This window comes from Paenibacillus sp. TAB_01, from assembly GCF_043945595.1.
In the GTDB taxonomy this organism is placed as follows: Bacteria; Bacillota; Bacilli; order Paenibacillales; family NBRC-103111; genus Paenibacillus_S.
Genome location: NZ_JBIFNP010000001.1, coordinates 3346387 through 3365016 on the forward strand (window position 1 = coordinate 3346387; position 18630 = coordinate 3365016).

Below are 18630 nucleotides of genomic sequence, written 5' to 3' on the forward strand. Positions count from 1 at the left end.
GGTGTAAAAATGACAGCGTTTTCAATTGGTTCGTGGTCGTTCCACGCTCTGTTCAAATCCGGCCGGATCAACTTGTTCGGCTATTTGGAAAGCATCAAGTACCGTTACCGGCTTCAGCATGCGGATATATGGAATGGTATGCTGCTGTCTACGGAGGAAGATTACATTCGTTGCATCCAAGAAACGCTGAAGGAAGAAGAATTAACCGTTGCGTGCCTTGCTGTCGACGGCGGCGACGTGTGGCACGACGATCCCGCTGTTCGCGAACAGCGTCATCAGAAGGCGCTGCTCTACCTTGACATTGCGCGCAGATGGGGCGTTCAGACGCTTCGGATCGATATGGGCGTGAATGCAGCGGAGCTTACAAATGAGCAATGGGAGCATTGTATCGCCCGGTACCGGGAATATGCGCAGTTTGCCCATGACCACGGGTTCCAGGTTGGCCCGCAGACGCATCAGCGGGCTTCCCTGGTCCTTCAGAACCTGAAGCGGCTTCATGAAGAAACGGCTTCTCCCGCTTTCGGTATTGTGCTCAATGTAAGCCGCTGGGCGGATGAGAAGGAAACAGGAGATGCCTTGGTCGCTCCGTTTACCGTTCACGCTCAATTCGACCGGGCCTTCGTGGACTTCGCGGGTCAAGGGCTGCTGCACAAAGTACAGCTGCTGAGCCAAGCCGGATACAACGGCTGCTGGTCACTTGAATTCCGCGGCGGCGCGAATGAATACATCGAAGCGGAGCATGATTTGCTGACGCTGCGGCGTGCCGTAAAGCAGTCGCAGGACGAGGCGTAGCATCGTATGCCGGCAAGGCAGGACTCTCGCAACCCTCTCTAACCAAAATAAAGCCAGCCCCCCGGTCTATGACCGGCAGGCTGGCTTGTTTGTTTGTAACCTGATGCTGCCAGGTTAAAGCTTATGGCAAAATATTGCCTGCAGCACGGTAAATCTCATACCATTCCTGGCGGGTCAAATGCACGTCGCTCGCCTTGCAGCAATCTTTGATCCGCTCGATGCTCATCGTACCGGTTACCGGCTGCATGTTGGCAGGATGACGCAGCAGCCACGCGATAGCGATCGTCGTATTGCTTACTTCATATTTAGCCGCAATCTCATCGATCTTCTGGTTCAGCTCAGGGAACTTGTCGCTGCCGAGGAATACGCCTTCGAAGAAGCCGTATTGGAACGGCGACCAAGGCTGAATCGTAATATCGTTCAGTCTACAGAAGTCAAGGATGCTGCCATCGCGGTTAACCGCGGATTCATTCGCCATATTGACATTGATGCCGTTGGAAATCATCGTGGCATTGGTGATGCTGAGCTGCAGCTGGTTGGCGACAAGCGGCTGCTTGACTGCCTTTTTCAGCAGCTGAATCTGCATCGGATTCTGATTGGAAACGCCAAAGTGCCGTACTTTACCGGAGCTCTCCAGCTGATCGAAGGCTTCGGCCACCTCTTCCGGCTCGACTAGTGTGTCCGGACGGTGCAAAAGCAGAACATCCAAATAATCGGTTCTCAGCCGCTTCAGAATGCCGTCCACCGATTCCAGAATATGTTCTTTGGAGAAGTCGAACATCCCTTTGCGGATGCCGCATTTGGATTGCAGGATGATCTTTTCCCGAATATCATCGTTCATATGTATCGCATCGGCAAAAATTTCTTCGCAGGTACCGCCGCCGTAAATATCCGCATGATCAAAGAAATTGGCGCCCTCTTCCAGTGCCGCCTGGACGAAACGCTCGGCCTCGTTCTTCTCCAGCGACTTAATGCGCATGCAGCCTACCGCAACAACCGGAACTTCCAACGTACTGGTTCCAAGCTTGATCGTTCTCATCGCAGTATTTCATCCTCCCTTAGCTCTATCATTCATTATGATAAAAATGGTAACGCTTATCATTGTCTCATACATGGATAGTAGTTTTCAATATGATAGATTGAATTAAAAAAAGAACTCCGGATGGAGTTCTTCTCAGGCTGCCCCGAAACCCGCCTTAAGTGAAAAAGGAGCACAGACGCAGGGAGGCCACTGAAAAAGTCATTGCTACGAGTACGGAATATTCTTCCGATCGCTGTTGTCCCTGTATTTCTCTGATTATATTCCGCTTGTAGCGGTTGAAATCCAGGGACAAAGGCGAACGCTTTCGCTTCTACAGAACATTTCCGTACCTTCCGTAAGTTTTTCAGTGACCTCGACGCAGGTGGGGTATCTAAACTTTCGAAGCCCGTTTTTCTCCGAAAAACGCTTAGTTTACGTCCGCCTTTGAAATCCGTGAAATTACCTTTAAATTTAATCTAATTCACGGGTTTCAACAGCGGCTGTAGGAGGATATCCCACCGGAGTCCCCCACCATGGGAAAGGATTCTCAACAAGCCTTATTTTAATTGAGCCAGGACCTCTTTCGGTATTTTGCAGACGACACTGTAGGCCGGATTGAATACGTTAGCCACCTCATATTCGACCGCCTGACCCAGCAGCAGACTCGCTTCCGTATCGCTTAGTCCATAATTACCGCGCAACAGCGAAAGCATCTCCGTTGTCGCATGCTGGAGAGCCTGGTTCAGCGGTCTCGCATTCCCGATACAGAACCAGTGCGTGTCAGACTCCCCTCTCGGCCAGCCGATCGTTTCCCCTTTCCGCAACCGTATGGAGAAACGGACATCCAGGGAAATCTCAATGCCGGTGCCCACGATCTCTCCGTCTCCCTGCAGGGCATGGCCATCTCCTAGATGGAACAACGCGCCTTCAGCAAATACCGGAAAATAGACGGAAACGCCGGCGGTCAGCCCCCGGTAATCCATATTGCCTCCGTACTCGCCGCTCGTCGCTGTAGAAATGGACTGTCCTTTCGCTGGCGCCACCCCAAAACAGCCGAGAAAAGGCCGCAAAGGCAGCTTCAAACCCGCCAGCCCGGGAGTAGGCTTCTCCAAAGACGCCACCCCCTGCTCTACATCCACAGACCAGCGCACAATATCCGATGGAGGCAGCGCCGCTGCAGCCCGCGGGCTCACGACATTCGGTGCCAGCACATTGGAGGTCCAGCCCCATTCGCGGTTAGGCGTCATTGATTCCAGACGAATTTCCAGCGTATCCCCCGGCATCGCGCCATCTACATAAAAAGGCCCGGTCATCGGATTGCCCCGATTTGCCGCGCTTTCTCCACGCTGATCCCAGCCTCTCGCATCCACGGTCGTTGTGATTACCGTATCCCCGTCGCATATTTTGAGTGCGGGTTGATGCTGTCCGATCGTGTTGTAGTAATATTCAGGGCGAAAATGATGCACTGCCATGGGCTACCTCCTCAGCATTTCGAATATCCATCCTATTTCCAGTATATAGCTAATAGCGCTTGGTACAGTAATAGAATTCCTCTATACCCTATTTTGACGAATGGGGTGTACAGCGGAATGGAAATCCATCATATTCGGTCATAGCGACCGAACGGTTTTCGTGATCAAATGCTTTAAATCGCTTACCCGGGTCGGGGTATTCACGGTGGAATGGTTCAACATATCGCACAGGGCCGCCATGTCCTCAAGCTTGGAGAGCAGCTTCCAGTTCGGCTCAAGTGCCGTTCCTTCCTCCTGGTAAGCTCGAATAAAATGCTGCTCGATAACCGAGCCATCCTCTTCATACCGCAGCATATTGGCGATATCTGCGTACCGGCTCCAAGCGAAGGCGTCCTCCCAATCGAGTACTGCAGATACGGAATAGCCTGCCGGCCCCGGCTGCATCAGAATGTTCAGTCCGTTATAGTCCGAATGAACAAGGATGGGCGTTTGCTGGCTTTCCGTCAGTAATGGGCTGTATTTCCGGCAGAAGACCCTACCTCATGCGCCATGTCCTTCCCAAGCCACTCGCCGCAGGCGCCGTCAAAGAGACAGGACTCGATAAACGACAGCAGTCGGCTGCCACCCATCCGAAGAGGATCAGCGATCTTCAGATCCTGATCGAAAAAGCCTGATTCGGAAAAGGCGAAGCTGTGTATTTTTGCAAGCGTTCTGCCAGCCGACGCCGCTGCCGAAGCGATACCGCTTCCATTTCCGCTTCTGAAGACGTCGCGTAGGAGGATGCCCTCCTTCCACTCCAGAATGGCCCAGGGCTTGCCGAATGTGCTGCCGCTCCAATCCATATAGAAGAAGTCTGCGACAGGAACGAGGTGCCGAATGCGTTGTACAATGGCCGTCTCTTTACCCGCAATAGCCGCATTCCCCCTGTATAAGCGAAGCACATAAGGAGCAGTGCTTCCGTCCAGAAAGATTTTATAGTTGGCATTGCTCAACCCAACCCCTATTCGCTCGGCAGCGAGAAGCTTTTTACCCGGAAAAGCGGGCTTGATGATTTCAGCAAGCTGCCTGAGGCCCAGAACAGCGGGCGGCTCCATGCGCTCCCAGCCTTCTTTCATGCGAGTCCCTCCTGTCTACATGCAGCCGTTTCAGTCCTCAATCCGTCCAAATTCGCTCTATGCAGGAGCAGCTATCTCCTGTGAAGGAAAGCCGATAAACATCGGGATTGGTCAATTTTTCCCAGTCGTCATACCCGATCCGGTCATCATAATATTTCAGCATCAGCGCCAGCAGGTTACCATGCGTAACGATCACCGCATTCGCATAGCTGCCGCTTAATACTTCTTCCAGCACCGGGATCGCGCGGCTCATTGCCTGATGACTGGACTCACCGCCGTCAAAGCATAGCTGCAAATCATCGAAGGTCACCCGAAGCTTATCCCGCCAATCCGAATGATTTTGTCCGGATAGGACTCTTTCCTTCAAACGTTCATCCACAGCAATGTCTATACCACACTGTTCGGCCAATAGCGATATGGATCTGTAAGCCCTTTCATAAGGACTTGAAACAATATATTCAATGTTTTTCGGCTGAAGAAATGCTGCGAGCCTAAGGGCCTGCCGCTTGCCGGCTTCCGTTAGCTGCGCGTTTGCGGCCTGTCCCTCAGCCTGGCAATGCCTGACGAGATATATATTTTTCATTTACGGAACGAAGCCTCCTCCTATAATCCACGCTTATAATCCGATATTGCTTTTCAGACCCTTATAGCTTCCTGAGTAAGGGAAGTTACTTTGTACAAGCTCCATGAATAAGCGTGAGAACCCATACCGGTCAAGCTCCCCGATGGGAGCCATGAGCACATCATGGATTGGGTTCCGATCAAACTCATTGGACGGAAGCCGCAGCTCCCCGCCCGTTTGTTGAAGCAGGAAGGTAATGTGCAGCAGCGAAGGGGAGGCATCCGGTTTATCGCAAAGGTATAGGAGTTTGATTACTTTTGTGGACAAACCCGTTTCTTCCTCTATTTCCCGGGTAACAGCCTCCTCAAGCGTTTCCCCTTGTTCTACCTTCCCGCCCGGCAAAGACCATTCGCGGTCTGAGGATACTTTTTGTTTCACAAGCAGGAGGCGGCCCTCTTCAATTAAAATTCCGGTAACCCGCACCTGTAAAAGATTGCTCACTTGAGCACCGCCTCTCATGGTTGGTGATGTAAAGAGTGAATATAACCGTTACTTTTCCAGTTGGGCATTAAAAACAGCCAATGAATGAAGCTTGGCATGAACAAGGTTAGCCGCTATCTGGCTCATTAGCTTCGCCTCGCGAAGCTCGAGGAAGCCGGGAACCAGCAAGTCGGACGGCTTTACCCACTTGCTGTCGGTGATCACATGTTCTTCCAGCTGAAGGGTGCCTCCGACAATTTCACCCGTGAAATGAAACAAAATTACTTGATTGCCGGCGCTGCTTATACAATTATAGACACCGGTCGTCCCGGTCAGCCGGGCAGCTCATACCCGGTTTCTTCCTTTACCTCTCTGCGAGCAGCATCCTGAATATCTTCGCCAAGCTCTATTCGGCCGGACGGAAAATTCCATACATTTCTGGCAATCGGCTTGTTTTCCTGTATAAGCAGAACTTGGCCGTCACGAAGGATAGATACGCTGGCAACCAGCACTTTTTCCGAAGAGATCATAGCCATCAGCGTCCCAGCCATCCGCCGTCTACAGCCAGCAAATGACCATTGACATAATTGGAGGCATCCGACGCCAAGTAGACGACCGTGCCCTTAAAATCATCCGGAATCCCCCAGCGGCCGGAAGGAATCCGATCGAGAATCTGCCTGCTGCGTACCGGGTCATTCATCAAAGCGGTGTTCATTTCCGTGGCGATATATCCCGGTACGATCGCATTTACATTCACGTGATGCTTGGCCCATTCGTTGGAGAGCGCTTTCGTCAGCTGGGCGACGCCTCCTTTGGCTGCAGCGTAAGCCGGAACGGTAAAGCCGCCTTGAAAGGATAATAAGGAGGCGACATTAATAATTTTCCCCTTTTGCCGTGGCACCATATATCTGCCGGCTTGCTGGCACAGCAGCCATACCGTTTTCAGATTCACGTTCAGCACGCTGTCCCAGTCCTCCTCAAGAAAATCGACGGATGGTGAACGGCGCTGTATCCCCGCATTGTTGACCAGAATATCCAGGCTGCCGAAGCGCTCCACTACGTCGGGAACTGCCGCTTTCACCTGATCCGCATCTTCCAGATCACAAGGAATAATGTGGCAGGTTCTTCCCAACCGCTCAATTTCCTCTTTGACTTCTACCTGCTGCGCCGAACGCTGCAATAGCGCCACGTCAGCGCCTGCTTCCGCTAGCGCCAATGCCATAGCCCTGCCGATTCCCCGAGTAGCGCCGGAGATGGCGGCTGTTTTGCCGGATAAATCGAACATCGATGTTGTCATCAGGTGTGTCTCCTTTTTAAAGTTTGATTGGACCGCCAATCTACTGCAAAACCTGGATCTCTGCCGGGCCGTTGTATCCTGTTTATGTACGCGAGGTTATCGAGTGTCATCTCTCATAATTTCGATTGGGGACGGCTGATTTCCTTGTTTTTACAGAAGGTTTTTTATACTTAAGACGCTTATCTCGTGTAAATGATATGATATTCGATAGAATTATGTTTGCCGCTGCGGTACGTATGAAGCTGCCGATTATAACGTATCCTGCATCATGGTGCACGAAATGTCGGATGGCGGCATGGCGCTCCTGCTATGCTGTGAATAGGGAGGTTATCACATGGATTTGCTTATACATTGGAACAGCGCGGTCAGCTATATCGAGGAAAATCTGGCGAACGATATCGACTATCAAGAGGCGGCGAAGCGTGCGCTTTGTTCCGAATATCATTTTAAAAGGATGTTCTCCTTCCTCGCGGGGGTTTCGCTCTCGGAATATATCCGCCGCAGGCGTCTCACGCTTGCCGCCTTTGAGCTTGAAGGCAGCGCGGTGAAGGTCATCGATTTAGCGGTCAAATACGGCTACAATTCACCGGATTCGTTTACGCGGGCTTTTCAGGACGTACACGGCATTTCGCCGTCCGAAGCCAGAACGAACGGGCGCTCTCTTAAAGCTTATCCGCGGATAACCTTTCAGCTCACAGTTAAGGGAGGAAACGAAATGAACTACAGAATCGAAGAGAAGGATGCCTTTCGCATTGTCGGACTGAAGAAAAGAGTCCCGATTGTTTTTAACGGAGTCAATCCGGAGATTGCAGCCATGTGGAATTCACTGGATGGTGCGGCGATTCAGGAGCTGAAGCAGCTGTCCAACGTGGAGCCTGCGGGCTTAATCAGCGCATCCGCCAACTTCTCTGAAGGCCGGATGGAGGAACAAGGGGAATTGGATCATTACATCGGCGCGGCCACGACGAAGGCCTGCCCGGAGCATCTGGCTTCGCTGGAGGTGCCCGCCTTAACCTGGGCCGTATTCGAGGCGGCAGGACCGCTTCCCGGATACGCTGCAGAACGTATGGGGACGCATTTATGCCGAATGGTTTCCCACAGCAAGCTATGAACAAGCGGAAGGTCCGGAAATATTGTGGAATGCGGATAAGGATGTCACCTCGCCCGTGTTCAGAAGCGAGATTTGGATTCCGGTGATAAAGAAAAGAACGGCTGGCTCGGCCTTCGGTTCGAATTCGTAAAATTGCAATGAACCAGCGAAGCTGATTCCTGTGGAGAAGAACCTCTAAACAGGAATCAGCTTTTTTATAAATCTATGTTAAATCTCATTGTTGAAATTTGATGACACCGAACATTCATTCTATAATTAGGGTAACAAATGGCTTCGGAGCTGATGACCCTATGGATTTGAAAGAACTGATTAGACTTGCCGAGGACTCGGACAATGAGGATAAGCAACAGCTAATTTTTCTATTTGCACTCGTGGACCGAGGGTACGAACAGAACGATTTACGAACAGCCCTTTCCAACGGACACGGCAACCTCATCTGTGTGTTCAATTTATCGAACTCATGATGGAGGGATTTTCACTGCGCAAATGTGCAGAATTGATGTATGAAAAAGTCTCGTTTGTGACCTTGTTTTACTGACGGCATAAGATTCTCTTGCAACCAAGTATTTGGAGCATTATTTGGCTGGTTCCGTTAACTGGACAGCAAGGAGTATGAGAACACTATGTCGAATAAGAAAAACATGTTAGTGCCCTCATGCCTGTTTTCTGTGAAGGATACGAACAGCAAGCTTCGACGGACGGCTTATTGTTGAACTATCGTGCAGGAGCATACTAACAGAATATTAAATTTAAAGAGACTGTTTGTAGGAAGGGACAATATGGTTATCATTATAATGCTGGCGGTATTGGCATGTGTTTTTTTTGCAATTCAAACATTATGGGTGAAGTGTTCATATTACGAATTTGGCAAAAAGTCCGAGACGAGTCTTACAGTTGTCCAGTTGTCTGACCTCCACGGTCGAATAAGTTTTATCAATGGTTCATTAAGTAATATTGTGAATAGAATAAACCCTGACTGTATGATGATTACAGGGGACCTTGTTTCAAAGAAAAACCAATTAAAAGATGTGTTGAAAGAGATTGGAAAAATAAATTGTCCCAGCATATACTTTGTCCCAGGCAATTATGAGCGCGAAGTATTGGATGGATTCCGTAAAAGAATGTATTCTGATTCAGAATACAATTTCATAATTGATTCACTTCAAGACCTAAATATTTCTGTATTATTAAACAGCGGCTGTAAAATTGAACTGGTTGACAAAAAGTGCCTCGTTTATGGGTTCGATAATTCTGTATACGGGAATGAGCGTCTGACCTTGAGTACGGAAGAAATACAGAGTTATGATTATGTGATCTTGCTGGCACATTCCCCAAATATCGTAAAATTAGTTCAAGATCATCAACTTCCGTTTGATTTGTTATTAGCGGGTCATACTCACGGTGGGCAAATACGGCTACTGAATCACAGCGTCGGAGCTTATAAAAATTACCATGTGGGCTTAAAGAAACTAAGCAAGCGCAGCCATTTTTTTATTAATCGCGGTTTAGGAACAGTGAAGATTCCTATTCGTTTGGCTTGTTTTCCTGAGATTGCTGTTTTCGAAATCGGAGCATGATTAAGTTAACTATCGGAGAACTTATGCTGAATAAACCGCTTTATATGGGCTCAGTCCCGATAAATCTCCATCCAATGCCCGGCGTCAGAAAGCGGAGTGAAGCCGTACCGGGCATATAAACCGCCTGCGTCCTCGGTAACAAGCATGAAGCGGCGCAGCCCCTGCAGCTGAGGATGATCGATAATGAACTGCATCAGCTGCTTGGAAAGCCCTTTACCGCGGCAGGCTTCAACGATAAACACATCCGTTAAATAAGCAAAAGTCGCACAGTCCGAGACCACTCGCGCAAACCCAAGCTGCTCTGCTCCCTTATACACGCCGACCACGACGGCGGAGTTCCGAACCGACCGTTGGAACATTTGGAACGTAAGGCGCTTCGCCCAATACATATGCTCCCCTAAATACTGATACACGAACGTTTCGTTCAATAAATTCGGATCGCTCGACAAGTAGATCCCTTCAGCCGCTTGATCGGAAGTCATAGCTATACACCATCCTCTTTCTACATATGTGAATGGTATCATGATAAAGCATTTCCGCCGCTTGTTACAGCGCTTGATGAAATGAAAAGCTCTCCTTTGGTTTCATCATGAAAACAAAACAGCCTTAATCCGGCATAATGCCGAACTATGGCTGTTGTTAACTTTAGAGCCTTTCAGCCCATTCTTCCTTGTTGCTCCAATCCTTCGCTTTCCAGCGAAGCACATCCGGGTTCACCATATGTATAATCTCTTTAAAAAATTCCAGCTTCTCGAGCTCCGTCATGGGCGTGAAGCTTTTGGCTACCCGAAGGTTGTTCTCCAGCTGTTCCATCGATTCCATCCCGATGATAGCTGTGGAAATAGGCAGCGACCAAGTATATCTAAGCGCTTTCTCATACCACTGCGCCAATCTTCCGAGCCCGATCACCTTCATGCCGATGATTGCCATTCCTTTGTCATTGGCCTTAGGCAGAAACTCATGAGCGAAGCTGTAAATAAAGTGATCCGCCGCAGACAATGCGACCAAAGCGCTGTCAAACGGGAATCGTTCGATCGCTTCGAGCTGCACGCTTGGATTCGTATGGCCGCTCAAGCTGATATGCTTGATAATGCCCTGCTCCTTCGCCTCGATCAACGCTTGAAGCGCTCCATCCTTGGCAAAGCATTGCTCCAGCTGCTCCATGGTTCTGACATCATGAAGTCTCCATTCTTCCACATGGTCGGTCTGCAACCGCTTTAAGCTGGCTTCCAGCGAACGCCAGGATCCGTCTCTGGTTCTGTCGATCGTTTTGGTTACGACCCATACCTTCGATCGGCGGTCCCGAAGGCTTTGCCTAGCCGTTCCTCGGATTGGCCCTTAGAATAGATCGGAGCCGTATCGAAATAAGTGATGCCTTCGTCTATCGCCCGATTCACGATTTGGATGGCCTCATCCTCCGTACAGTTGTGCTCGTCAACAATGCGCTGCGCTCCAAAGCTTAGAATAGGAAACTCCTGGCCTGTACGGCCGAATTTACGTTTTTCCAAAGCGGTCTCCTCCATCATCATGGAATTACTAGATTAAACTGCAGCTTCTAGTATACCCCAAAGTTGACGGAATTGCAGAAATCATTTCCATACCGGATCCCCGTTACATCGAATGCACGACAAGGTACAGCATCGGAGCAACAAGCAGCAGCATCGCCGAATTGAAAAGCCAGCTTGAATTGGCCAAATCGGTATCCAATTGATAGAGCTGCGGCGGAACTAACGAAGTAAAGGCAGGCGGCATCGCCGTTAAGATCAAGATGACTTTGAGCACCATTTGATCTTCCAGCAAGCCGATGCCAAGGGCATATCCCAGCGAAGTAACGGCCAGCGGCGAACCATAAGAAATTTTACAACGGAGATGGAGAAGCATTCCTTCAAATATCCCCGGATGGCTCCCAGCTTCATATTGAAGCCGATGGGAATGACCATCAGCAAAGTCGAGAACGGTACGGCAAAGGAAATGACCGATGCATACATCTGCGGCCTTTCCCAAGGAGAAAGATTGAGCAGGCAGCCTGCGGCTATCGCGGATAAAGAAACGGCTATGAACGGATCGGTTAACAGCTTGAGCAGCTTCTTCTCTGCTTGGCGGCTTTCAGGCTCATTCCTTGCTCCGAACACCTTAGCGATCGGAAAACCGATCGAATAATAAACAAATTCCTCCAGCAGTCGGAACATCGCTATGTAAGGAAGGCTTTCCGGGCCGATAAAAACAAAGCAGAACAAGGTGCCGAAGCTTCCCATATTCGTAAATGAGCCGGATACAAACATGGCTCCCGTCTTCGCCCGGCTCAGCTTCTGAAGCTTGGAGGCGCCAAGCGCCAAGCAGCCGCCCAGTATCAAGGAAAAGATGCCGAGCAAAGGCAGCAGCACCAATTTGACGCTGTCCAGCTTCACAAACCAAAAGGCGCCTAAAATAATAATCGGATTAATCCCTAACAAAACCCACTGAATGATTCTCTTCAGAATGAGATCCAACGGGACCGAACCTGGAAATCAGCCCTCGCTCCCACAGCACCCTCAATCCCTTACCTAAAAGAATGCCTGCAACAATAATACCGATGGGAAGCACAAATTTCTCTATGATACTAACCCCCTTCCGTTGAGCTTCCCTTGCGTAACCCGGGTGTACAAACAAAGAAAGCTCCATGCATCATGGAGGTTTCTTCAGGTCATCTTATTTTTGCTGCAAAGCTTTACGTGACTGCTCCGTCTCTTGCAGAACTTCGATCAGCCGCTTGGTTGCGTCGTCCATATGATACGCCATCGCCTTCACCGCCGCCTCGGCATTGCGTTCGGCAACCGCCTTATAGATGGCATAGTGATCCTCATAGGAGAAAGCCGTCTCCCCTGCTTTTTCAATGACGTATTTGATCCAGGTGCGAAGCAGGGAACGGATGCTGCTCAAAATATCCTTCAGAACCGAGTTTCTCGCCATATCGCTCAGCTTCAAGTGAAACTGAATGTCGTACTCGATGAAATCCGTCAGATTCGCGTCTTTCATCTTCTCGACGATCTGGTGCAGCTCCTCAAGCTCCAGACCCTCCCAGCGCTCGGTAGCCAGCTTGGCAAGAGTCAGCTCGATCTCCTTCCTCGCTTCGATCAAATCCATCGTCTGCCGCTCACCCAGCAGCAAGCTCCATTCGATCGATTGGGTCAGCAGGGTGGAGTCGGCACGCTTCAGATACGTTCCGTAGCCCTGCCTGACTTCAAGAATGCCGAGCACGGTTAAGGACTTGATCGCTTCCCGAATGGCCGACCGGCCGACGCCCAGCGCTTCAGAAAGCTGACGCTCCGCCGGAAGCTTATCTCCCGGCTTGATGCTGCCTGAGAATATGTAATCCAGTATTCGTTTGGTCAGCTCAACGACCAGAGAGTCCTTTTGAATCGGTTCAAACTTATATTCACTTTTGTCCAAATAGATCAATCCTCATTATGCTTATTAAATTGGTCAACCTATTAAAGAGTCGGCCTATTGATCTATATTATTGGCTAAAACTCGTAAAGTGTCAACCGCTTCCTCAGGTTTACTTCAAAGCTTTTTCCACTTCCGTAAAGAAGGTATCTACAGCCTGGTCGAGATTCAGCTTGCCGAACGCGTACTGCTCCAGCTGTTTCTTATAGACCGTGAACACCTTCGGAGCGCCTTCCGGCCGGATCGTTGTGGGCGGAATGTCCGGGCTGATCTCTTCCATATGCTTGACCGCCTTCACATCCATCGGGTCCAGCGCAGCCATGAGTCCGTCACGGATCGTCTTCGATCCAGGGATTCCGTTCTCCAGGTTGTAAATTTTTTGCGGCGCCAGGTCATTGACGAACCAATTGACGAGCTTCGCCGCTTCTTCCTTCTGCTTGGATTTGTTGCTGATTACCCATGCCGGCGCCTGCAAATTTTCCCCGCTCTTAAACTTGGCATTGTTCACGCTCGGGAAACGCACGATGCCAAGATCCTCCTGCGGCAGCGAACGGCTGTAAATTTTGCCGTAATTGCTCGGCTGGAAGTCGATAGCAAGTTTCTTCTTGGCAAACATCGAGTTCTCTGCCGGCTGGCCCGAAGTTTCAGCAGTCACTTGCGGAGACGGGGCTATGCCGGCCTTCCGAAGCTCATCCCAGTAAGCCCAAAACTCTTTCAAATCCTCTTTCGCAAAGCCGAGCTTCTTCCCGTCCTCGGTCATCAGCGATTTGCCTTTGCCGCGCAGGAACGATTCGAAGCCGTGATCGTTATAGGAAACGTCCGTAATAGCGTATTGATCTTTGGCCAATTTGGCCTTAAGCTTCATCAAATAGTCTTTAAACTGATCATAGTTCATAGTGGACGGCGGCAGCTCCGCTCCCGCGCTTTTGATCAACGAATTGTTCACGATGAGCGCGCTTATCGTAATCCCCTTAGGAATGGCATACAATGTGCCGCCTACTTTGCCTGCATCGACGGCCGCTTTGTCCCATCCGTCCAGCTTGATGACACCTTTATCGACAAAAGGCTGAAGCGGCTCCAAAATCTTTTTATTGGAATATTCGCCGCCGTAAAGCAGCATATGTAAGCCGAATACGTCCGGCAAATTGCCGCCCGCCGCCTGTGTCGCGAGCTTCGGCCAGTAGTCGCCGAATCCCGTCCATTCCCGGATAATTTTCACATTCGGGTTTTCTTTCTGGTACAGGTCAAAAATTTGATCGTACAGCTTGGCGCGGTCCGCATTCCCCCACCAGAACACGCGTAGCTCGACCGGCCCCTTAGAGGCCTGGGCTGCAGCAGGAGCTGCGCCCTGCTCGGAAGGTGCCGCTGCTTTATCACCGCCACCGGAAGAGCACGCCGCCAAAAACACCAGTATGGCCGAAGCTGTCATCATACCCATTTTACGAAAATTCACAATATAACCTCCCCTTTGTCTTATAAATCGGAAGCGCTTTCATTTTCGTTGAGCTCGGAAGCGCTAAAGCACCCCATTGTAGGCATTTTCAATAATGGTTCGAATATCCGAAGACCGCGTCAGTCTTGGATTGATCAGAACGTTGCCGCTTCGCATCGAATCCTCCACCAGCTTGGGAAGCACATCCAACGTGACGCCAAGCTCCTTTATATTAGAAGGAATATGCAGCGACGCATTCAATTGAACGACAGCTTCAATGGCTTTCGCTCCCGCTTCCATCGGCGGTAAGCCCTTGACTTCACACCCTAGCGCCTCTGCAATGTCGCTCATCTTGTCGGGGCATGCGGGCAGGTTAAACTTCATCACGAACGGCAGCAAAGCAGCATTTGCGATGCCATGCGGGATGTTAAACACGCCGCCCAGCGTATGCGATATCGCATGCACATTGCCTAAGCGGGATTGGGCGAAGGCGGCGCCGGCCATCATCGAGGCGACCAGCATCGCTTCTCTGCTTGCCAGATCCGTCCCGACGTAATAGGCATTCGCTATATGCTTCCCTATCATCCGGAACTGCTTGAATCGCTAATGCTTGACTGACCGGATTCGCCGTCTTCGACGTATAAGACTCGATGGCATGTGTTAAAGCATCCATGCCTGTTGCAGCAGTAATATCCGGAGGAAGCTTTTCCGTCAGCAGCGGGTCGAGCAGGGCAAGCTTGGGGTAAAGATAAGGACTGATGACCGCCGTCTTGAATTGCGTCTTCGTATTCGTCACGATAGTTGCAGCCGTGACCTCGCTTCCGGTTCCCGCTGTCGTCGGAATGACGACTAAAGGCAGGCCGGGGTTCGGTATGTTGCCTACGCCCTCGTAATCCAGAATATGTCCCGGATTGCAGGCGATGATGCTGATCCCCTTCGCGGTATCGATGCTGCTGCCTCCGCCATAGGCGAGAATGACGTCGCACTGCTGCTGCTTCATCAGCTCGCAGCCTCTCATGATGCTTTCCGCGCTCGGATTCGGCTCGGTCTCATCGAAAATAGCGTAAGCCAGCTCGCTGTCCTCCAGCGATTGCTCAATCGGGCCTAACAACCCTGCTTTTCGGATTCCCGCATCCGTAACTACGAATACTTTGGCTGCCTGCGGCTTGAGAATTTCTCCGATTTTTCGGGAAATCCCTGCGCCGACCTCTACGGTTGTGGGCATATAATAGCGATAATTCATTAGCATGATGCCTCCTCGCTCCTCTGTTGCTTCTCCTAGAAACAGAACGACCGGAAAGTCGTAAAGCCGCATGATTTTCGATGAAAGCCTGCGGCCCCGGGAGCTTTCCGGCCGACTGCGGTTAGTTGCCTCTTCTGTTCAAGGTTTGGTCGGCCTGCATGCCGAGCGCTTCATAGTGCTGGGCACGAATTTTTGGCCTGCTCAAGAATTTCGATGGCGATTTTCAATACTTCTTCCGCACTGGTCCGTGGGATAACCAATACGCCGTCATCGTCCGCGCAAATAATATCGCCCGGATGTACGGTTACGCCCGCACACTCTACGGGAATATTCGTGCCTCCCATGGACACCCGGCCCGTAATGTGATGGAACGTGCGCACAGTGCTGAATACGTTGGCTTCCTGCAGGTTGCATTCGTAGGAATCGCGGCATCCGCCGTCCACAACCGCTCCAGCCATGCCCAGGCGCTTATACAGCATCGTATTTTCCGAGCCCAAGATCCCGCCGGCTACGCCGCCCATATCGATGACCAGTACTTTATCCGTTACATCTTCGCTCTTCAGCAATTTATGATAGGAATACGTGTCGGAGCACCATTTCCCGTTATTTTGCATATACTCCTCGACGCTGCTGCACGCTTGGAAGCTCTTCTGAGCAGGAAGCAATTTTAAGGTCCAAGCGAAGCCTGCAAAAGAAATTCCCGGGCGGAGCGGACGCATATTCGTATTCATGGAACCGACATTTACCAACCCCAAAGCATCCATCCCGTCCGACAAATCGGCAAGTCTTACCTTTCTGATCTCTTGAATCAATTCTTTGTCCGTCATAGTCGCTGTCATTGTTAAACAACCTCCCTGATATGATGAATTTATATAAAAGAGCATGAAACCGTTGGGATAAAAGAATACCCGCTGCCGCTTGCCGAATGCAAAGGGCGAACGCTTAATTTTTCTCGGCTAAATAAACGACGCCGTGTTCATTCTTGACGCGGTGAATGTTCAAGCCTTTGATCTCCGCTAGAATAATTTCCGCCAGGAACAACACCTCGGTGCCTTCCTCCAAATGCCCTATGTAATTGCCGTTTCGATCCTGTGCCACAATATGCAGGTGAGGGTCGCCGTCAATCACATTCCCCGATAAAGAACCGAGCTCGATCGGCCCCGCCCCTTCTACTGTAATAAAGCGGTCATCGGAGGTCGGCCCCATGCTCGTAGGCAGATGATAAACCAATTTCTGCAGTGAACCTACCGCTCCGAACAGCACGGCGTTCCGAATGCCTTCTTCCTTCATCTTGTCCCGGATGCTCTCCAGCAGCAGATCTCCCCGGCTTAAGTTAATAACAATCGCTCTGCCAATCCCTTCTCCAAAAAACAACTGTTTCATGTGATCGGTACCTCCGTCAATTTTTGATTTATAGTATGCCGTTGACCGGCCTATACCCTATACAATGACTTGCGAATGAGGGCTACATACTCCAGCCGCCGTCCACCACAATGGTCTGTCCGGTGACGAAATCGGCGTTTCTCGCCAGAGCCCAAGCCACATCGGCTACATCCTCAGGCAGCGCAGCGCGTCCCAGCGGAGTTTGGCTGCTGTATTTGTCGACATGACCTTCCTTACCGTCTACCCAGCGTGTTATTACGATACCGGGAGCAATCGAATTGACTCTCACACTCGGCGCAAGCACCTTGGCGAACGATTTGGTCAGGCTGATTCCCGCCGCCTTCGAGGCGGCATAAGCGATAGAGCTTCCCATGCCGTTGAAGCCGGCTATCGAAGTAATGTTAATGATACACCCCTTATTGCGCACCAATTCATCGGCACAAGCACGGCTCGTAAAGAACATCCCTTTCACATTGACATTATAGGTCTGGTCCCAATACAGCTCCGTCAAGCCGTTTAAATCCGACAGATCGACGAAATGGGTCGTGCCGGCGTTATTCACAAGGATATCGATGCGGCCAAATTGCTGCTTCACCGCTTCGTACATCCCGATCACTTGATTGTTGTCGGACACGTCCGCTTGGCATACAAAGCCTTGGACGCCATAGGCTTCCACCAGCCTTACGGTTTCTTCCGCTTCCGTTCGCGATTTCGAGTAATTGATTGCGACATGAGCGCCTTCCTGGGCAAATTTCAGCGCGATGGATCTTCCGATCCCTGTTCCGCCCCCGGTGATTAGAACAGCTTTTCCTTTAACCTCCATTGAAAAAGGCTCCCCTCCCCCGCAGTATGTAAATGATGTTATCCTTTAAGTCCAGAAGTGGCGATGCCTTCGATCAACAATTTCTGGAAAGAGACAAAGAAGATGAAGATCGGAATCAGCGACAAGATCGACATGGCGAACAAGGAACCGAAGGACGACTCGCCCGCCGAATCCATAAATGCCCGCAGGGCAAGCGTAACCGTCATGAGCTTAGGATTACTGATATAGATCAGCTGGCTGAGGAAGTCATTCCAGGTCCAGATGAACGTAAAAATCGATGTCGTGACCAGCGCCGGCAGCAGCAGCGGAAAAATCACCTTCATAAAGATGCCTACCGGTCCGCAGCCGTCCACTCTGGCCGCATTATCCAGCTCCAACGGCAGACCGCGGATAAACTGAACCATAAGGAAGATAAAGAAGGCATCGGTCGCCAAAAACTTCGGAACAATCAGCGGTAAATACGTATTGACCCAATCTAACTTATGAAACAGCATGTATTGAGGAATGAGTACGACGTGATGCGGAAGCATGATCGTCCCCATCATGACGGCAAAGCATATTTTTTTCATGGAAAAGTCAATCCGGGCAAAAGCATAGGCGGTCATCGAGCAGGTAATCACATTGCCCAGGATGGCGAAGAAGACGAGCACGAACGAGTTTCTGAAAAACAAACTGAATGTCAATCCCGAAAAGCCCTGCCAGCCCTTCACGTAGTTATCCGCAGTGATTTGGCTCGGCCACAGTCCCAGCTCGGTGAAGATGATCTGGTTCGGTTTGAACGAACTGCTAAGCATCCATAACAATGGATACAGCATGATAACGGCGACACCTAAGAGGAGTATGAATTGGATCGGCTTATTGCGCTGCAAAAGATTGGGCTGCAAGCTTACTCACTC

The 18630-nt window shown here is 50.5% G+C and carries 22 protein-coding genes and 3 pseudogenes; 4 read left to right on the forward strand and 21 right to left on the reverse strand.

All coding sequences use genetic code 11. The features are described 5' to 3' along the window. Positions 1-9: 9 nt before the first annotated feature. A complete protein-coding gene (locus tag ACHHV8_RS16065; RefSeq protein ID WP_395159574.1) occupies positions 10-792 on the forward strand; it encodes a sugar phosphate isomerase/epimerase family protein in 783 nt (260 codons plus the stop codon). A gap of 121 nt (positions 793-913) precedes the next feature. On the opposite strand, the gene ACHHV8_RS16070 is transcribed toward ACHHV8_RS16065, so the two are convergent. The 9 genes from ACHHV8_RS16070 to ACHHV8_RS16110 all read right to left on the reverse strand — a co-directional run bounded on the left by ACHHV8_RS16070 (position 914) and on the right by ACHHV8_RS16110 (position 6739). After that, positions 914-1831 (reverse strand): aldo/keto reductase, encoded by a 918-nt coding sequence (locus ACHHV8_RS16070; protein WP_395159576.1) that lies wholly within the window; start codon positions 1829-1831, stop codon positions 914-916. Between the two features lie 539 nt (positions 1832-2370). Then, a complete protein-coding gene (locus ACHHV8_RS16075; RefSeq protein WP_395159578.1) occupies positions 2371-3285 on the reverse strand; it encodes an acetamidase/formamidase family protein in 915 nt (304 codons plus the stop codon). A 138-nt stretch (positions 3286-3423) separates the two neighbouring features. Then, entirely contained in the window at positions 3424-3729 is a 306-nt protein-coding gene (locus ACHHV8_RS16080) for a hypothetical protein (RefSeq protein WP_395159580.1), read from the reverse strand. A gap of 59 nt (positions 3730-3788) precedes the next feature. Beyond that, positions 3789-4400, reverse strand: coding sequence for a phosphotransferase family protein (locus tag ACHHV8_RS16085; protein WP_395159582.1), 612 nt, complete (start codon positions 4398-4400; stop codon positions 3789-3791). Positions 4401-4437: 37 nt separating this feature from the next. Beyond that, a complete protein-coding gene (locus ACHHV8_RS16090) occupies positions 4438-4983 on the reverse strand; it encodes a histidine phosphatase family protein (RefSeq protein ID WP_395159584.1) in 546 nt (181 codons plus the stop codon). Between the two features lie 33 nt (positions 4984-5016). After that, positions 5017-5481: an NUDIX hydrolase gene (locus ACHHV8_RS16095; RefSeq protein ID WP_395159586.1), complete on the reverse strand. Its 465-nt coding sequence runs from the start codon at positions 5479-5481 to the stop codon at positions 5017-5019. 30 nt (positions 5482-5511) lie between these two features. Next, a complete protein-coding gene (locus ACHHV8_RS16100; protein WP_395159588.1) occupies positions 5512-5721 on the reverse strand; it encodes a hypothetical protein in 210 nt (69 codons plus the stop codon). Positions 5722-5774: 53 nt separating this feature from the next. Further along, positions 5775-5972, reverse strand: a complete 198-nt coding sequence (locus ACHHV8_RS16105) for an NUDIX hydrolase (RefSeq protein ID WP_395159590.1) — start codon at positions 5970-5972, stop codon at positions 5775-5777. 5 nt (positions 5973-5977) lie between these two features. Then, on the reverse strand, positions 5978-6739 hold the full coding sequence (locus ACHHV8_RS16110; protein WP_395159592.1) for an SDR family oxidoreductase: 762 nt from the start codon (positions 6737-6739) through the stop codon (positions 5978-5980). A 334-nt stretch (positions 6740-7073) separates the two neighbouring features. Between ACHHV8_RS16110 and ACHHV8_RS16115 the strand changes: the two are divergent. The 3 genes and pseudogenes from ACHHV8_RS16115 to ACHHV8_RS16125 all read left to right on the forward strand — a co-directional run bounded on the left by ACHHV8_RS16115 (position 7074) and on the right by ACHHV8_RS16125 (position 9427). Further along, positions 7074-7980: pseudogene (locus ACHHV8_RS16115) on the forward strand (AraC family transcriptional regulator). 270 nt (positions 7981-8250) lie between these two features. Continuing rightward, a pseudogene (locus ACHHV8_RS16120) lies at positions 8251-8385 on the forward strand (IS1595 family transposase); the annotation flags it as partial. 244 nt (positions 8386-8629) lie between these two features. Then, positions 8630-9427 carry a metallophosphoesterase gene (locus ACHHV8_RS16125; protein WP_395159594.1) on the forward strand — a complete coding sequence of 266 codons (798 nt, stop codon included), beginning with the start codon at positions 8630-8632 and terminating at the stop codon, positions 9425-9427. A 50-nt stretch (positions 9428-9477) separates the two neighbouring features. Here ACHHV8_RS16125 and ACHHV8_RS16130 read toward each other — a convergent pair whose 3' ends face one another. The 12 genes and pseudogenes from ACHHV8_RS16130 to ACHHV8_RS16185 all read right to left on the reverse strand — a co-directional run bounded on the left by ACHHV8_RS16130 (position 9478) and on the right by ACHHV8_RS16185 (position 18618). Continuing rightward, entirely contained in the window at positions 9478-9909 is a 432-nt protein-coding gene (locus ACHHV8_RS16130; protein ID WP_395159596.1) for a GNAT family N-acetyltransferase, read from the reverse strand. A 163-nt stretch (positions 9910-10072) separates the two neighbouring features. Then, positions 10073-10956 (reverse strand): annotated as a pseudogene (locus tag ACHHV8_RS16135) (aldo/keto reductase). Positions 10957-11038: 82 nt separating this feature from the next. Continuing rightward, positions 11039-11212 carry a hypothetical protein gene (locus ACHHV8_RS16140; protein ID WP_395159598.1) on the reverse strand — a complete coding sequence of 58 codons (174 nt, stop codon included), beginning with the start codon at positions 11210-11212 and terminating at the stop codon, positions 11039-11041. Then, positions 11191-11916 carry an AEC family transporter gene (locus tag ACHHV8_RS16145; protein WP_395159600.1) on the reverse strand — a complete coding sequence of 242 codons (726 nt, stop codon included), beginning with the start codon at positions 11914-11916 and terminating at the stop codon, positions 11191-11193. The genes ACHHV8_RS16140 and ACHHV8_RS16145 overlap by 22 nt, the downstream gene beginning before the upstream one ends. Positions 11917-12115: 199 nt before the next feature. Beyond that, entirely contained in the window at positions 12116-12856 is a 741-nt protein-coding gene (locus tag ACHHV8_RS16150) for a FadR/GntR family transcriptional regulator (protein WP_395159602.1), read from the reverse strand. Between the two features lie 109 nt (positions 12857-12965). Next, entirely contained in the window at positions 12966-14306 is a 1341-nt protein-coding gene (locus ACHHV8_RS16155; RefSeq protein ID WP_395159604.1) for an ABC transporter substrate-binding protein, read from the reverse strand. A gap of 63 nt (positions 14307-14369) precedes the next feature. Beyond that, positions 14370-14825: a dehydroquinate synthase/iron-containing alcohol dehydrogenase family protein gene (locus ACHHV8_RS16160; RefSeq protein WP_395163531.1), complete on the reverse strand. Its 456-nt coding sequence runs from the start codon at positions 14823-14825 to the stop codon at positions 14370-14372. After that, positions 14713-15528 carry an iron-containing alcohol dehydrogenase gene (locus ACHHV8_RS16165; protein WP_395159606.1) on the reverse strand — a complete coding sequence of 272 codons (816 nt, stop codon included), beginning with the start codon at positions 15526-15528 and terminating at the stop codon, positions 14713-14715. Before ACHHV8_RS16165 ends, ACHHV8_RS16160 begins: the two co-directional genes overlap by 113 nt. A 170-nt stretch (positions 15529-15698) precedes the next feature. Then, positions 15699-16367, reverse strand: coding sequence for an RraA family protein (locus ACHHV8_RS16170; RefSeq protein ID WP_395159608.1), 669 nt, complete (start codon positions 16365-16367; stop codon positions 15699-15701). Positions 16368-16470: 103 nt separating this feature from the next. After that, positions 16471-16911, reverse strand: a complete 441-nt coding sequence (locus ACHHV8_RS16175) for a PPC domain-containing DNA-binding protein (RefSeq protein WP_395159610.1) — start codon at positions 16909-16911, stop codon at positions 16471-16473. A gap of 82 nt (positions 16912-16993) precedes the next feature. Then, positions 16994-17734, reverse strand: coding sequence for an SDR family NAD(P)-dependent oxidoreductase (locus ACHHV8_RS16180; RefSeq protein WP_395159612.1), 741 nt, complete (start codon positions 17732-17734; stop codon positions 16994-16996). A 38-nt stretch (positions 17735-17772) separates the two neighbouring features. Then, on the reverse strand, positions 17773-18618 hold the full coding sequence (locus ACHHV8_RS16185) for a carbohydrate ABC transporter permease (protein ID WP_395159614.1): 846 nt from the start codon (positions 18616-18618) through the stop codon (positions 17773-17775). Positions 18619-18630: the final 12 nt, after the last annotated feature.